This is a genomic window from Brenneria sp. hezel4-2-4 (genome assembly GCF_013155275.1).
GTDB lineage: Bacteria > Pseudomonadota > Gammaproteobacteria > Enterobacterales > Enterobacteriaceae > Brenneria.
In genome coordinates, this window is the sequence record NZ_JABJXS010000013.1 from 53,952 (window position 1) to 70,693 (window position 16,742).

The 16,742-nt window shown below is 58.2% G+C and carries 5 protein-coding genes and 1 tRNA gene; 5 read left to right on the forward strand and 1 reads right to left on the reverse strand.

Going from position 1 to position 16,742, the window contains the following annotated elements; translation table 11 throughout:
• The first annotated feature begins 85 nt into the window (after window positions 1-85).
• From HOY33_RS18215 to HOY33_RS18225, 3 genes are read left to right on the forward strand one after another with little or no spacing between them, the layout of a single operon-like run.
• On the forward strand, window positions 86-2,719 hold the full coding sequence (locus HOY33_RS18215; RefSeq protein WP_172291554.1) for a fimbrial biogenesis usher protein: 2,634 nt from the start codon (window positions 86-88) through the stop codon (window positions 2,717-2,719).
• Window positions 2,716-3,762 carry a fimbrial protein gene (locus HOY33_RS18220; RefSeq protein WP_172291555.1) on the forward strand — a complete coding sequence of 349 codons (1,047 nt, stop codon included), beginning with the start codon at window positions 2,716-2,718 and terminating at the stop codon, window positions 3,760-3,762. The genes HOY33_RS18215 and HOY33_RS18220 overlap by 4 nt, the downstream gene beginning before the upstream one ends.
• 13 nt (window positions 3,763-3,775) lie before the next feature.
• On the forward strand, window positions 3,776-4,396 hold the full coding sequence (locus HOY33_RS18225) for a fimbrial protein (RefSeq protein WP_253906993.1): 621 nt from the start codon (window positions 3,776-3,778) through the stop codon (window positions 4,394-4,396).
• A gap of 160 nt (window positions 4,397-4,556) precedes the next feature.
• Here the strand turns inward: HOY33_RS18225 and HOY33_RS18230 are convergent, their stop codons facing one another.
• On the reverse strand, window positions 4,557-4,754 hold the full coding sequence (locus HOY33_RS18230) for a hypothetical protein (protein ID WP_172291556.1): 198 nt from the start codon (window positions 4,752-4,754) through the stop codon (window positions 4,557-4,559).
• A 103-nt stretch (window positions 4,755-4,857) separates the two neighbouring features.
• On the opposite strand from HOY33_RS18230, the gene HOY33_RS18235 reads away from it, so the two are divergent.
• A tRNA-Gly gene (locus tag HOY33_RS18235) sits at window positions 4,858-4,933 on the forward strand.
• 1,230 nt (window positions 4,934-6,163) lie between these two features.
• A complete protein-coding gene (locus HOY33_RS18240; RefSeq protein WP_172291557.1) occupies window positions 6,164-16,702 on the forward strand; it encodes a BapA/Bap/LapF family large adhesin in 10,539 nt (3,512 codons plus the stop codon).
• Window positions 16,703-16,742 lie beyond the last annotated feature (40 nt).

Here is a 16,742-nt window from a genome sequence, read left to right on the forward strand (position 1 = left end):
GGTGAGGCCCGAACCGGGCATGGAATAAAGGAAACGTCGGCCGCGTTACGCGGTACGTTCCGTCACTTCTTCAGGAGCTTTTCGTATGCGGCCATTTTATTGGAAGCGCAGCCCCAGACATCAACGCGTAACGGCGAGATGGCGCCGGGCGCCGTTATGCCGGGCTATCGCCTTATGTGTGGCATTACCTGCGGCCAGCGCTTATGCCGAACTGTTTTTTAACCCGGCGTTTTTGTCCAACGATCCCGCCGCGGTAGCGGATTTGTCCCGCTTTGAGCAAGGGAAAGGGCAGCCGCCCGGCGTCTATCACGTCGATATTTATCTTGACGGCGAATATGTGGCGACGCGCGATATCAAATTTAACGCGCGCCAGCCGGTATCCGCCGACGCGGCGCAGGAGGATGATTCGGGGCTCGATCCCTGCATTACCCGTTCCCAACTGGAGACGTTCAATGTCAATACCAAGGCGTTTCCGACCATCGCCAACGCGCCGGCGGATCAGTGCGTGGCGCTGACGCGCCTCATTCCGGATGCGCACACGACCTTTGATTTCGAACTACAGCGCTTGAATGTTACGCTTCCCCAGGCGTCGCTGAACAACAGCGCCCGCGGCTATATTCCGCCGGAGCAGTGGGACGACGGCATCAACGCCGCGCTGTTGAATTACGATTTCACCGGCAGCAACACCTCCGGCGACGACAGCAGCAACAACTATTTTCTCAATCTGAACAGCGGGCTTAACTGGGGCGGCTGGCGGCTGCGCGACTACTCCACCTGGAACTACTACAGTTATCAGGGGCGCCGTACTCACGATTGGCAGCACGTTAATACCTATCTGCAACGCACGATTGTTCCGCTAAAGAGCGAGCTGACGCTGGGCGACAGCAGCACGTCGAGCGAGGTGTTTGATAGCCTCGGTTTTCGCGGCGTACGGTTGGCTTCCGACGATAATATGCTGCCGGACAGCCTGCGGGGATTCGCCCCCACCATCCGCGGCGTGGCGAGAAGTAATGCCCGCGTCACCGTGCGGCAAAACGGCTATGTGATTTATCAAACCTATGTCCCGCCGGGCGCTTTTACCATCGACGATCTCTACCCCACCACTTCAAGCGGCGACCTGGTGGTGACGGTAACCGAAAGCGATAACAGCACCAATAGCTTTACCATCCCCTATTCGGCGGTACCGGTGCTACAGCGCGAGGGGCGCGTTAAGTATGCGTTGACCGCGGGTCAGTACCGCAGCAACTACAGCCAGCAGGATAAACCCGAATTTGCTCAGGGCACGTTGATCTGGGGGCTGCCCGCCGGCGTCACGCTGTATGGCGGGTCGCAGCTGGCGGATGACTATCAGTCCATGGCCCTTGGCGCCGGTAAGAACTTGGGGGAATGGGGCGCGTTTTCGGCCGACGTCACCCAAGCCTACAGTACGCTGGCGGATGGCAGCGATCATCAGGGCCAGTCGCTGCGCTTTTTGTATGCCAGATCGTTAAACGCCTTAGGCACCAACTTTCAGCTACTGGGCTACCGCTACTCCACGCAGGGTTTCTATACCCTGGATGAAACCAGCTATAAGCAGATGAGCGGCTATAGCATCGATACGGTAAGTGTCCGACCGGTTTACCAGGACTATTACGACCTCAACCATACGAAAAAGGGTAAGGTCCAGGTGAATATCACCCAGCACATTGGGGACAACGGAACGCTCTTTTTCACCGGCAGCCGACAGGATTACTGGCACACGGACAAGACCGCCGATTTGTGGCAGGCCGGCTACAGCGGCTCCTGGGACGGCATCAGCTATAGTCTGACCTACAGCTATAACAAGAACCTGGGCGTGGAGGCGGATCGCCTCGTGGCGTTTAATCTCTCGTTGCCGTTAGGCCAATGGCTTAGCGGCGGCGGCCGCAAAACCGATATAACCCATTCATCCAATTCATCCTACCTGACCTATAACGCCAATACCGACACCCACGGACGCAATATCCAGCAGGCCGGCGTCAGCGGCACGCTGCTGGACGACAACAATTTAGGCTACGGCGTGCAGCAGGGTTACGGCAGCCAGGGGATCGGCTATAGCGGCAATGCCAGCCTCAATTATCAGGGCGAGTACGGCAACAGCAACGTCGGCTACAACTACAGCAAGGGGTTCCGGCAGGTACATTACGGCGTGAGCGGCGGCGTAGTGGCGCATGCCAATGGCGTCACCCTGAGCCAGCCGTTGAGCGATACCAACGTGCTGGTCAGCGCGCCCGGCGCCAGCGGCGTAAAACTGGAGGACGTCACCGGCGTCAGCACCGACTGGCGCGGATACGCGGTGGTGCCCTATGCCACCACTTACCGGCGCAATCGCATCGCGTTGGATGTCAACACGCTGAACAACCGTACGGAAGTCGACGACGCGGTAGTGAACGTCGTGCCGACGCGCGGGGCGCTGGTGCGCGCCAACTTCGATGCGCGCGTCGGGGTTCGTGCCTTGATCACGCTACGGCAACGCGGCGGTAAACCCGTGCCGTTTGGCGCCGAAGTGCGTCGTGCCGACAGTAACGGCACGGCGATTGTGGGCGATAACGGCCAGGTTTTCCTCTCCGGACTGTCGCCCAAGGGCGTGCTGCTAGTGGCGTGGGGGGCCTCTGCGCAGCAACAGTGCGCCATCAATTATACCCTGCCGGCAGGGAGTGAAAACAAGCCGATGACTTATGCTAAGGCGGAATGTTTATGATCGATAAAATGAAAATGTTAATCAGCGCGTTGGGTGGAAAACCACGGTGGCTATGCCCGGCGCTATTGCTGCTTCTTTGCCCGCACTCTGTTTTCGCGACGCAATGCAATACCGCCGCCGGATCGCCCGTGACCTATGATTTTTCTTTTCAGTTCGCTTCACAGCAAAACACCGTCGGTTATACCACGGGATGGAATGAAAAAAGGGACAGCGGTTCGTATACCATTAGCGGGGGATGCAATACCAAGGATACGGTCTATTACACCGCTCAGCCCGGCCCGTCGCTAAGCCTGGCCTCGTCGGAGAGCGGTCTGAACTGGTATGACATTACCGGCAATGATTACCTGCAGATCGCCTCGCAGATGTATGTGTATAACGCGTCGGGCGGCAGTACCTATAACAATGTTCCCTTTGTCGACCTGTCGAACAATTGCAACGGCAGATGCGGCGGACAGGCGACGACGGGCAGCCGGGTGCGGGTGAATTTTCGTATCAAGCGCAAATTCGTCGGCGTGACCACCATCCCGCTGACGCCGGTTTTCTATCTATACGGCAACCAGGGGGGAGCGGGGCAGGGAACCGGCTCGCCGCTGGTGGTCGGATATATGAGCGGGTCGATGACGGTGCCGCAAAGCTGTACGCTCAACTCGGGGCAGGTCATCGCCATCGATTTTGGCTCTATTTCCACCGGGTCGTTCAAAACGGCCGGCGCCAGACCCGACGGCGTCAATCCGGTAAGCCGGACGATAGGCATTGCCTGTAACGGTATTGACGCTCAGGCCAGTCTGACTATGCGCGTCCAGGCGGATAATACCTCCGGCAATATCATCGTATCCGATAATCCCGACGTCGGCTTTGTGATTACCGATAGCGGCAGCAGCCCGCTGACGCCGAACGATCTTTCCAGCGTGCTGCCCTTTAGCCTGGATGACGCCTACAGCGCCAATGTGACCATCACGGCCTATCCGGTGAGCGTGACCGGGAATAAGCCGGCGGAGGGCGTTGTGACCGCGCTGGCTTATTTGCGAGTCGATTTTGCCTGAGGAGGAGAAAGGGATGATAGGGCCTTATAGAGCGAAACGTCATACGGGCGCCCGCGCCAGGAATATGGGCGCGGAGGAAAAGCGAAAAGCGGAGACGGCCGGGAACGGCGCCGCTCTGGCACGCGGGCTGCTGGCGAGCGCGATCCTGTGCTGCGCGCCGGCAGCCCACGCCGATTTGGGAATGTCCAATATCCAGCTTACCGCGACGCTGGTGGCAAACGGGTGTTCCGTCAGCGTGGGATCTCAGGAGCAAACCGTCGATATGGGCACCAGGGCGTCGAAGCAGTTCACCGCCGGCAACCGCAGCGCGCCGCCGGTCAGATTCGTCATCAATCTTGAAAGCTGCGGTCCGGCCACGTCCGGGGTAGAGACCGTATTCAACGGCAATATCGACGGCGACGACGGCACGCTGCTGGCGCTGAGCAGCGACAGCACCGCCGCCAACCTGGGGATTGCGATTCTCGATAAAGATTACCAACGTATTCCCATCGGGCAGGGCAGCACGGTCTATCCGTTGACCGCCAGCGCCGGCAGCGCGCAGCTGGTGTTCTACGGACAATACGTGGCGACGAAAAATAACGTGACTCCCGGTACGGCCAACGGGGATGTGACCTTTACGCTGAACTATCAGTAAATCCGCATCGCGCCCGGCGGCGGCTTTCAGAAGAGGGCGGAAAACAGGCGATGGCGGCAATGGTGCTAAACTTTTATTCATTGTTCGCCTACGCCAACCGTTTCCTGCCAGCCGTTTAAGGCTAAGTCGGCCGGCGGGCACCAGTCCGGTTGCCAACGCGCTATCCGCGGCCGGTTTCTCGCGCGTGCCCAAAGGGTATGCGTGGTATGGCTGAGGCGGCGGGTTCCCGCCCTGTCGTCAGCCGGATGTGGCGAGATGCGGATGATAGCCCGTCGATTTGCAGCCAGTTGGCGTTGTTATAACCAATCAGACGGCGACGAATGAGAAAGGGCTTGCCATGCTCGGAGAACCGGTTCATAATGCGCCCATTCCAAACGCCGGTTTGCATTAAAGTCTGTTTAATCAATCGGTTATCAAATAAAGCTTCGAACTATTAAGCTGTTTGGAATACCCACCATAATGCGGGAATAGCTCAGTTGGTAGAGCACGACCTTGCCAAGGTCGGGGTCGCGAGTTCGAGTCTCGTTTCCCGCTCCAAATTATGATTTACAGATGTCCATTGCAATCTGTAGATCTTTGAAAAAAGAGCGAAAGCTCTTTTTTTATTTCCAGTTATCCTCATCGAAAACCCCACGCCGGCTTTTTTCAGGCCAGAGTTGATGCCAAAAACAGGATAGTTGCCGGTACCGGATTGTTACCAGGATCGAATAAGGGCGTGATAAGCGTTGCGTCCGAGTCTTAACTTGGGAGCCGCGGTTATGGCGTTTTCCGATCCGATTTGTCCGGCAGGTCACAGCCCACGGTAAGATTTGTAATCTTCCGGTAATGTATTTGTCGAGATAATACCACGCCACATGCAGGCATATGAGTCCAGTCGGCTTATAGGAGAAAGGATTATAACGGTCTGATTATGGGGGAATAACGTAACAAATCGGAAAAATTTCATGCCAGAGAAGATAATATATGGAAAATCTGGATATAATATAGTTACCCTCCATAAAAATAAAATCATAGCTTGTATAATAGTGTTTTTATTATATTTTCATCTTTTATTTGGTTATGATTCGTTATGCTATGGTCATATCTTTCAAAATAAGCGACTATCACTTTTCCATTTATTTATAATGACCGGGAAAACAGGTCTTTTTCTTGCAAGTTATTTGATCTACATCTGTAAAAAATCCTCAGCCTGTCAAAATACCCTTTTGAAATTATCACCGGAAAGCCGTTATTCTATGTGGTTTTTAATCTGGTTCAGGCGATTTTTTAATCTATATGATTACACTCGTCATGTTAGCGCTGGTTTTGCGTATTTGAATCGGTTTCTTGTTGATATTAAACTTATTTTCATTCGTTGGGGGCGGTTTTTTTGGAATTCCCTAAGTAAAATTTTCTAGCGTTACCTTGCATATTGCTTTGCTTGTGCTAAATAAAATAGGTAGTAAGATTTTTTTACAGATATTATTGGGAAGTTAAAATCGAATAAAGAACAGCATTATCTAAATATCACAGCAAGGAAAAGACGCGGCGGCACATCGTTGTCTGCCGTTCAATGTTTGTTATTTTATAAATAAAAAAACATTTTAATTAATTAGGACGCTATTTTCTTTGGGGCCAATTTCTTCCGAGTGTTTCATGATGAATGAATCGCCAATGCGCGATTCATTTACTGTGGGATTCTTTTCGCCAGGAATAGATAAGAGATGTATTTAGTTACTCTTTTTCATAACTAATTTTGATCAATACTCATTTGGGAGTGCAAGTTAAATGAGCAACTTTTCTATTACTGCGAAAGAAAACGGCGTTACCTCTATGGTTAATTCCTCTACCGGAGAACTGAATTTATCTTCTCCTTCCATTGTGACGCTGCGGGCTAGTCGGCAAGAAATCGCTTCCATGAGTCGCTCTGGCAATGCTTTAGTCGTGACGTTTCACTCCGGTGAAAAAGTGGTATTGAAAAACTTTTATATTGCCGGAGAACACGGCGGCAGCGAGTTGGTGTTGGAAGACGAGAATGGCGCGCTCTGGTGGGTAAAAGATCCTGTAACTCAATCTCAATTTGAATCTATTTCCGGTATTGATGAGATCATCGCCGGGGCTGAAGGTGCGGAGTCTGTAGGCGGGTCTGCTCTACCGTATATTCTGGCCGGGGCAGCCGCGGTGGGTGGCGTGATTGCTATGGCGTCTGATGGCCATGATAACCATGATGATTCCGAGCGCGGTGCGCGGGCGCTCGACGTGCAGACACCAACCGTAAATATCAAAGAAGATGGTAGCTCCATTGGTGGGGAGGCGGCGCCGGGTAGCACTGTATCCATAACGCTACCGGATGGTTCTACCGCCAAAGCTCTGGTCGATGCGGACGGCTCCTGGAGTGTCAACCTTTACGATTCGCTGAAAAACGGTGAAAAAGTGAACGTAATGGTGACTGACCCAGCAGGGGATACTTTCGCGTCTATGACCGTCATTGCGCCTGACACCACTGCGCCAGCCGTTTCCGCCGATCTGTCGGTAGCCGAAAACGGTGCCGTCGTCAGTGGTACTGCCGAAGCGGGCAGCACGGTGACGATTACCGATGCGGCGGGCAATACGCTGGGCAGCGTAACGGCAGCGGATGATGGCCGCTTTAGCGTAGCGTTATCTCCGCCTTTGACCAATGGCGAGGCGATTAGCGTGGTTGTCAGCGATGCGGCGGGGAATGCTTCGGTAGCGGCAACCGTTATTGCACCGGATACCACCGCACCCGATGCACCTACCGATCTGTCGGTAGCCGAAGACGGTGCAGCCGTCAGCGGTATGGCGGAAGCGGGCAGCACGGTGACGATTGCCGATGCGGCGGGTAATTCGCTGGGCAGCGTAACAGCGGGTGGCGATGGCGACTTCACCATACCGTTATCGCCGGCCTTAACCAACGGCGAAGCGATTAGCGTGGTAGCCAGCGATGCGGCGGGGAATGCTTCGGTAGCGGCAACCGTTATTGCACTGGATACCACGGCGCCTTCCGCCCCCGCCGAGCTATCGGTAGCTGAAGACGGTGCCGCCGTCAGCGGTACGGCCGAAGCCGGCAGCACGGTGACGATTAGCGATGCGGCGGGTAATACGTTGGGCAGCGTAACTGCCGGGGATAACGGCCACTTTAGCGTACCGCTATCCCCGTCCTTAACCAACGGCGAGCAAATTAACGTGGTAGCCAGCGATACCGCGGGGAATGCTTCGGTAGCGGCAACCGTTATTGCGCCGGATACCACTGCGCCTTCCGCACCCGCCGATCTGTCGGTAGCTGAAGACGGTGCAGCGGTGAGTGGCACAGCGGAAGCCGGCAGCTCGGTAACAATTACCGATGTGGCGGGTAATACGTTGGGCAGCGTAACTGCCGGGGATAATGGCGGCTTCACCATACCGTTATCGCCGGCCTTAACCAATGGCGAAGCGATTAGCGTGGTAGCCAGCGATGCGGCGGGGAATGCTTCGGTAGCGGCAACCGTTATTGCGCCGGATACCATTGCGCCTTCCGCACCCGCCGATCTGTCGGTAGCTGAAGACGGTGCAGCGGTGAGCGGTACGGCCGAAGCGGGCAGCACGGTGACGATTAGCGATGCGGCGGGCAATACGCTGGGCAGTGTAACTGCCGGGAATAATGGCGGCTTCACCATACCGTTATCGCCGGCCTTAACCAACGGCGAGCAAGTTAACGTGATTGTCAACGATACCGCGGGCAATGCTTCTGTAGCGGCAACCGTTATTGCACCGGATACCACGGCACCCGTTGCACCTACCGATCTGTCGGTAGCCGAAGACGGTGCCGCCGTCAGCGGTACGGCCGAAGCCGGCAGCACGGTGACGATTAGCGATGCGGCGGGTAATTCGCTGGGCAGCGTAACAGCGGGTGGCGATGGCGGCTTCACCATACCGTTATCGCCAGCCTTAACCAACGGCGAGCAAGTTAACGTGATTGTCAACGATACCGCGGGCAATGCTTCTGTAGCGGCAACCGTTATTGCACCGGATACCACGGCACCCGTTGCACCTACCGATCTGTCGGTAGCCGAAGACGGTGCCGCCGTCAGCGGTACGGCCGAAGCCGGCAGCACGGTGACGATTAGCGATGCGGCGGGCAATACGCTGGGCAGCGTAACAGCGGGTGGCGATGGCGGCTTCACCATACCGTTATCGACAGTCTTAACCAACGGTGAACAAGTTAGCGCAATAGCCAGCGATGCGGCGGGGAATAGCTCTGCGCCAGCCACTGCCACGGCACCGGATACCACGGCGCCGAACGCGCCGGATGCCTATATCGATAGCGACGGCACTGAGGTAAGCGGTACGGCCGAAGCCGGCAGCACAGTGACGATTACCGATGCGGCGGGTAATACGCTGGGCAGCGTAACAGCGGGTAATGATGGCGACTTCACCATATCGTTATCGCCAGCGTTGACCAACGGTGAACAAGTTAGCGCAATAGCCAGCGATGCGGCGGGGAATGCTTCGGTAGCGGCAACCGTTATTGCGCCGGATACCACTGCGCCTTCCGCCCCCGCCGATTTGTCGGTAGCTGAAGACGGTGCAGCGGTGAGTGGTATGGCGGAAGCAGGCAGCACGGTAACAATTACCGATGCGGCGGGCAATCCGTTGGGCAGTGTAACCGTTGGAGATAACGGCAACTTTAGCGTGCTGTTATCGCCGGCCTTAACCAACGGCGAGCAAATTAACGTGGTAGCCAGCGATACCGCGGGGAATGCTTCGGTAGCGGCAACCGTTATTGCGCCGGATACCACTGCGCCTTCCGCCCCCGCCGAGCTATCGGTAGCTGAAGACGGTGCAGCCGTCAGCGGTACGGCCGAAGCCGGCAGCACGGTGACGATTAGCGATGCGGCGGGTAATACGTTGGGCAGCGTAACCGCCGGGGATAACGGCCACTTTAGCGTACCGCTATCCCCGTCCTTAACCAACGGCGAAGCGATTAGCGTGGTAGCCAGCGATGCGACGGGGAATGTTTCTGCACCGGCCACTGCCACGGCACCGGATACCACCGCCCCGAACGCGCCGGATGCCTATATCAATAGCGACGGCACTGAGGTAAGCGGTACGGCCGAAGCGGGCAGCATCGTAACTGTAACGCTACCGGACAGTTCTATCCTGACCACCACCGCGGATGCGTCTGGCGTATACAGCGTTGCGCTGCCTGCTGCGCTGACCAACGGTGAAACGGTGACGGTCACGGCGACGGATGCGGCGAACAATATTTCCACGCCCATTACCGCCACCGCGCCGGATACCACCGCGCCCGCTGCCCCCGCCGATCTGCTGGTAGCCGAAGACGGTGCAACCGTCAGCGGTATGGCGGAAGCGGGCAGCACGGTGACGATTACCGATGTGGCGGGTAATACGTTGGGCAGCGTAACCGTCGGAGATAACGGCCACTTTAGTGTGCCGCTATCCCCGTCCTTAACCAACGGCGAGCAAATTAACGTGGTAGCCAGCGATACCGCGGGGAATGCTTCGGTAGCGGCAACCGTTATTGCGCCGGATACCACGGCACCCGTTGCACCTACCGATCTGTCGGTAGCTGAAGACGGTGCCGCCGTCAGCGGTACGGCGGAAGCGGGCAGCACAGTGACGATTACCGATGCGGCAGGCAATCCGTTGGGCAGCGTAACCGCTGGGGATAACGGCAACTTTAGCGTGCTGTTATCGCCGGCCTTAACCAACGGCGAGCAAATTAACGTGGTAGCCAGCGATACCGCGGGGAATACTTCGGTAGCGGCAACCGTTATTGCACCGGATACCACCGCACCCGTTGCACCTACCGATCTGTCGGTAGCCGAAGACGGTGCAGCCGTCAGCGGTACGGCCGAAGCCGGCAGCTCGGTAACAATTACCGATGCGGCGGGTAATGCGCTGGGCAGCGTAACCGTCGGAGATAGCGGCCACTTTAGCGTACCGTTATCGACAGCCTTAACCAATGGTGAACAAGTTAGCGCGATAGCCAGCGATGCGGCGGGGAATACCTCTGCGCCGGCCACTGTCACCGCACCGGATACCACCGCGCCTTCCGCACCCGCCGATCTGTCGGTAGCTGAAGACGGTGCAGCGGTGAGCGGTATGGCGGAAGCGGGCAGCACAGTGACGATTACCGATACGGCGGGTAATACGCTGGGCAGCGTAACCGTCGGGGATAACGGCAACTTTAGCGTGCCGCTATCCCCGTCCTTAACCAACGGCGAAGCGATTAGCGTGGTTGTCAGCGATACGGCGGGCAATACCTCTGCGCCGGCCACTGCCACGGCACCGGATACCACTGCGCCGAACGCGCCGGATGCCTATATCGATAGCGACGGCACTGAGGTAAGCGGTACGGCCGAAGCGGGCAGCATCGTAACTGTAACGCTACCGGACAGTTCTATCCTGACCACCACCGCGGATGCGTCTGGCGTATACAGCGTTGCGCTGCCTGCCGCGCTGACCAACGGTGAAATCGTGACGGTCACGGCGACGGATGCGGCGAACAATATTTCCGCACCCACGCCCGCCACGGCACCGGATATCACCGCACCCGCTGCACCTACCGATCTGTCGGTAGCCGAAGACGGTGCAACCGTCAGCGGTACGGCCGAAGCCGGTAGCACAGTGACGATTACCGATGCGGCGGGTAATACCTTGGGCAGCGTAACCGCCGGGGATAACGGCCACTTTAGCGTACCGCTATCGACAGTCTTAACCAACGGTGAACAAGTTAGCGCAATAGCCAGCGATACGGCGGGCAATACCTCTGCGCCGGCCATTGCCACCGCACCGGATACCACCGCGCCTTCTGCCCCCGACGATCTGCTGGTAGCCGAAGACGGTGCAACTGTCAGCGGTACGGCCGAAGCCGGCAGCGCGGTGACGATTAGCGATGCGGTGGGCAATCCGTTGGGCAGCGTAACCGTCGGAGATAACGGCCACTTTAGCGTGCTGTTATCGCCGGCCTTAACCAATGGTGAAGCGATTAGCGCAATAGCCAGCGATACGGCGGGTAATACCTCTGCGCCGGCCACTGCCACCGCACCGGATACCACTGCGCCTTCCGCCCCCGCTGATCTGCTGGTAGCCGAAGACGGTGCAACCGTCAGCGGTACGGCCGAAGCAGGCAGCGCGGTGACGATTAGCGATACGGCGGGTAATACGCTGGGCAGCGTAACCGCCGGGGATAACGGCCACTTTAGCGTACCGCTATCGACAGTCTTAACCAACGGTGAACAAGTTAGCGCAATAGCCAGCGATACGGCGGGCAATACCTCTGCGCCGGCCATTGCCACCGCACCGGATACCACCGCGCCTTCCGCACCCGCCGATCTGCTGGTAGCCGAAGACGGTGCAACTGTCAGCGGTACGGCGGAAGCCGGCAGCACAGTGACGATTACCGATGCGGCGGGTAATACGTTAGGCAGTGTAACCGCCGGGGATAACGGCCACTTTAGCGTGCCGCTATCCCCGTCCTTAACCAACGGCGAAGCGATTAGCGTGGTTGTCAGCGATACGGCGGGGAATACCTCTGCGTCCGCCAGTGCCACTGCACCGGACACCACCGCCCCAGACGCGCCGGATGCCTATATCAATAACGACGGCACCGCGGTAAACGGCACGGCCGAGGCGGGTAGCACCGTGACGTTGACCTTGCCGGACAACAGCACGCAGACTGCGACGGCGGCGGAAAACGGCACCTGGAGCATTCCCCTGCCGCAAGCGTTGACGGCCGGCGAGCAACTGGCGGTGACCGCCACGGACGGGGCGGGCAATACCTCCGCGACCGCGCAGGTTATTGTCCCGGACACGTCCGTGCCCGACACTACCGCGCCGGATGCGCCAGATGTTGTGTTCAGTAATGACGGGCTGATCGTCAGCGGCACGGCCGAGGCGGGCAGCACCATAACCGTGACCTTGCCGGACAGTTCTATCCTGACCACCACCGCGGATGCGTTTGGCGTATACAGCGTTACGCTGCCTGCTGCGCTGACCAACGGTGAAATCGTGACGGTCACGGCGACGGATGCGGCGAACAATATTTCCGCACCCACGCCCGCCACGGCACCGGATACCACCGCACCCGCTGCACCTACCGATCTGTCGGTAGCCGAAGACGGTGCAGCGGTGAGCGGTACGGCCGAAGCAGGCAGCACGGTGACGATTACTGATGCGGCCGGCAATATGCTGGGCAGCGTAACAGCGGGTAATGATGGCGACTTCACCATATCGTTATCGACAGCCTTAACCAATGGTGAACAAGTTAGCGCAATAGCCAGCGATACGGCGGGCAATACCTCTGCGCCGGCCATTGCCACGGCACCGGATACCACAGCGCCTACCGCACCTACCGATCTGTCGGTAGCCGAAGACGGTGCCGCCGTCAGCGGTATGGCGGAAGCAGGCAGCACGGTGACGATTACCGATGCGGCGGGTAATTCGCTGGGCAGTGTAACCGCTGGGGATAACGGCCACTTTAGCGTGCCGTTATCCCCGGCCTTAACCAATAGCGAGGTGATTAGCGTGGTTGTTAATGATGCGGCGGGGAATGCTTCCGCCGCAATTACCGTCACTGCACCGGACACCACAGCGCCTACTGCACCTACCGATCTGTCGGTAGCCGAAGACGGTGCCGCCGTCAGCGGTATGGCGGAAGCGGGCAGCACGGTGACGATTAGCGATGCGGCGGGTAATGCGCTGGGCAACGTAACAGCGGGCGGCGATGGCGGCTTCACCATACCGCTATCCCCAGCCTTAACCAATGGCGAAGCGATTAGCGTAGTAGCCAGCGATGCGGCGGGGAATGTTTCTGCACCGGCCACTGCCACGGCACCGGATACCACCGCCCCGAACGCGCCGGATGCCTATATCAATAGCGACGGCACTGAGGTAAGCGGTACGGCCGAAGCGGGCAGCACCGTAACCGTAAGGCTACCGGACAGTTCTATCCTGAGCGCCACCGCGGATGCGTCTGGCGTATACAGCGTTGCGCTGCCTGCCGCGCTGACCAACGGTGAAACGGTGACGGTCACGGCGACGGATGCGGCGAACAATATTTCCACGCCCATTACCGCCGCCGCGCCGGATCTCACCGCACCGGCGTCTCCTATCCATCTGCTGGTGACGGAAGACGGTACGGCCGTCAGTGGTACGGCGGAAGCCGGCAGCACGGTGACGATTACCGATGCGGCCGGCAATGCGCTGGGCAGCGTAATTGCGAGCGACGATGGCGGCTTTACGGTGCCGTTATCGTCGGCGTTGACCAACGGCGAGCAAATTAACGTGGTCGCCAGCGATATCGCGGGCAATGCTTCTGCGGCCGCTACCGTCATTGCGCCTGACTCCACCGCGCCGAATGCGCCCACCGCCGCCGTCAGCGACGATGGAGGCACTATCAGCGGGGTGGCTGAAGGTGGCAGTACCGTTACCATCACCCTGACGGATGGCACGACCGCTACGGTACAGGCGGATACAGCAGGCCACTACAGCTATGCTTTTCCGAGCGCGCAAGCCAACGGGGAGTCGGTATCGGTTACGGCGACCGATGCGGCGGGCAATGTCTCGCCGGTCACGAACGTCACCGCGCCGGTGCTGGATCTGGCGGCGAACGACAATGTCGTGTCGCTGGATTTGACGACCGATGCGGAAGTCACCACGGAATCGTACAGCGACTGGGGATTGCTGGTCGTCGGGGCGCTGGGCAATATTGCGTCGTTGTTGGGTAATAACAGTGCGCAGGTCACCTTCACGATCGATAACGGCGCCACGGCGGATGTGGTGCTGGAGGCCAATGCCACCGGCGGGGTGTTGTCGCTGCTTAACAACATGGGGGTGATGGTGCAGCAGTATCACGCTGACACCAACGCCTGGACCACGGTGATCGATACCGCGGATTCGCAGTGGGCCAGCCTGCTGACGATCGGTAATAACGGCGTCTCGCTGAACGTGGAACACATGAATGAAGGCACTTATCGCGCACTGGCATATAACACCACTTTGCTGGCGGTTGGCTCTTATACCAGCGTCGAGGCGACGGTGACTCAAACCGCCGCCGGCGTGGTGGGCGGGGAAACCGATTATATCGGTAACGTAATTACCGATGAGGATCCTAACCACGGTACGGATAGTGCGCCGGCGGGTACGGTGGTGACGCAGGTAACGAACAGCGCGGGAGAGGCGGTTTCAGTAACGGCGAATGGCACCACCATCCATGGCGAATATGGCACGCTGAGCATCAATCTGGACGGCAGTTATACCTATACGCTCACTGATACTTCCACGGCGGTGCTGGGCCACACGGATAGCTTCACTTACACGGTAACCGCGAATGGCAATACGGCCACGGCTAACCTGGTGATGTCGCTGGGGAAGGAAATCGGCGCAACCGGTCATGTCGTTGCCGTGGATGATTCGGCCGCCATTACCTATGACACCACGGTGGACGAGATAGATAACGGCTCCTCGTCGCAAAGTGGTTTTACCGTACTGAACCTTGGCCTGGGCAGTGTGCTGAATGTGGGCATTCTGGACGATCTTACCAACCCGATCGTTTTTGATGTGGAGGAAGGGGTAACCCGGACGATGACGCTCCAGGCGTCAGTCGGCGGCGTGTCCTTGCTGTCCGGCTTCGATCTCTATGTTTACAAATTCAATGACGCCACCCAGCAGTACGATCAGTATCGCGTGGTGGAACACTGGCTGAAGGTTCCATTGTTGGGCGGTTCATCCGATGAATTGACGCTGACGCTGGATGGCGGGAAGTACCTGTTCCTGCTGGATACCGCTTACGGCGTTTCCGCGCTGACGAAGTACACCCTGCATATTCTGGAAGACCATATTTATACCGTGGAGACGGTCGGCGCCAGCACGTCCGGTAATGTGATGGAGGATGACACTGCGCCGACAGGATCGTCGATCACCATGGTAAACGGCGTGGCGGTAGCCAGCGATGGCATCACCAGTATTACCGGCGAATATGGCGTGTTGACCATTGACGCGCACGGTAACTACACCTATACGCTGAATACCGGCGTGGGCGCGGACGGCATTACCGCGCCGGACAGCTTTGTGTATACGCTGACGTCGCCGGATGGCGAATCCGACATGGGCACCCTGAACGTCAATCTGACCTCTGCCCCGCTGACGGCGGTGGACGATAGCGTGACCCTGACGGCGATGGCGGTACAGGAGGAGATGACCTACAGCGACAGCGATGCCGGTTCCGTCAGTTGGCGCTCGTCGCTGCTCAGTTCCACCTCAGGGACCGCCAGCGGGACGGTCACGGTGGCGGAGCATACCGTGGTGAAAGACGCCAGCATCACTTTTGGCGTGAACTCGTTATTGAGTCTGGGCAGTATGCGTATTGGCTGGTCGTTGCTGAGTGAAGACGGGTCGCAACTGGCGTCCGGGTCGGTGGCCAGCGGGGCGCTGCTTGGCGGCAAAGCGACGGCCTCGCTTGGCGATCTGGAACTGGATGCCGGGGAATACACCCTGAATTTTACCGGTTCTATCGGGGCGTTGTCCGTAGGGGGGATCGCGGTAAGCGCATCAGTTGCCGGAACCAGCGTGCTGCTGGATGACTTCCATACCGAAACCGCCGTTGTGCAAGGGAATATTTTCGACGGCAGCGGTTCGGAAGATAGCGCCGCCGACCAACTAGTTTCCGTGGCGACCACGCTATCCATTACCGATGCGGACGGCAATATCACCACGCTGAATCCATACGTCACCAGCGACGCGACGGCGACGGTACAGGGCAAGTATGGCGCGCTGGCGCTCAATATCGATGGCGGGTACAGCTATACCCTGAACAGCGATGTGGATCTCACCACCATCACTGAAAAGGAAAACTTCAATTACACCCTGACCTCCGCGAACGGGGAAACCGCCGGCGCGGCGCTGACCATTGATCTGGCGCTGCACCTGAACGGCACCAGCCACAGCGATATCGCCACCAGTTCGGCCTACGACGACACCTTCACTCTCGGCGGCGGCGGCGACACGCTAATTTTCAACTTGCTGGATGCGGCGAGCGCCACGGGGGGCAACGGCAGCGACACCTGGACGGATTTCTCGCTGGCGGAGGGCGACCAGATTGATGTCAGCCGGTTGCTGCAAGGCTGGGACGACACGACCGGCAATGCCGGCGACTGGCTTTCTGTGGACACCGTTAACGGCAACACGGTGATCTCCATCGACCGTGACGGTCAGGGAACGGCGTTCAGTTCCACGGAACTGGTCACGTTGCAGGGGGTACAGGTCACGCTGGATGAACTGTTGGAAAACCATGCCATAACGGCCTGATACATTAAATCTCACGGCGCGGTGGTATCGCCGCGCTAGC

Excerpts from the sequence above, each read along its gene's own strand:
- HOY33_RS18240 (WP_172291557.1), top strand. The coding sequence starts at position 6,164 with ATGAGCAACTTTTCTATTACTGCGAAAGAAAACGGCGTTACCTCTATG.
- HOY33_RS18215 (WP_172291554.1), top strand. The coding sequence starts at position 86 with ATGCGGCCATTTTATTGGAAGCGCAGCCCCAGACATCAACGCGTAACG.
- HOY33_RS18230 (WP_172291556.1), bottom strand. The coding sequence starts at position 4,754 with ATGAACCGGTTCTCCGAGCATGGCAAGCCCTTTCTCATTCGTCGCCGT.
- HOY33_RS18220 (WP_172291555.1), top strand. The coding sequence starts at position 2,716 with ATGATCGATAAAATGAAAATGTTAATCAGCGCGTTGGGTGGAAAACCA.
- HOY33_RS18225 (WP_253906993.1), top strand. The coding sequence starts at position 3,776 with ATGATAGGGCCTTATAGAGCGAAACGTCATACGGGCGCCCGCGCCAGG.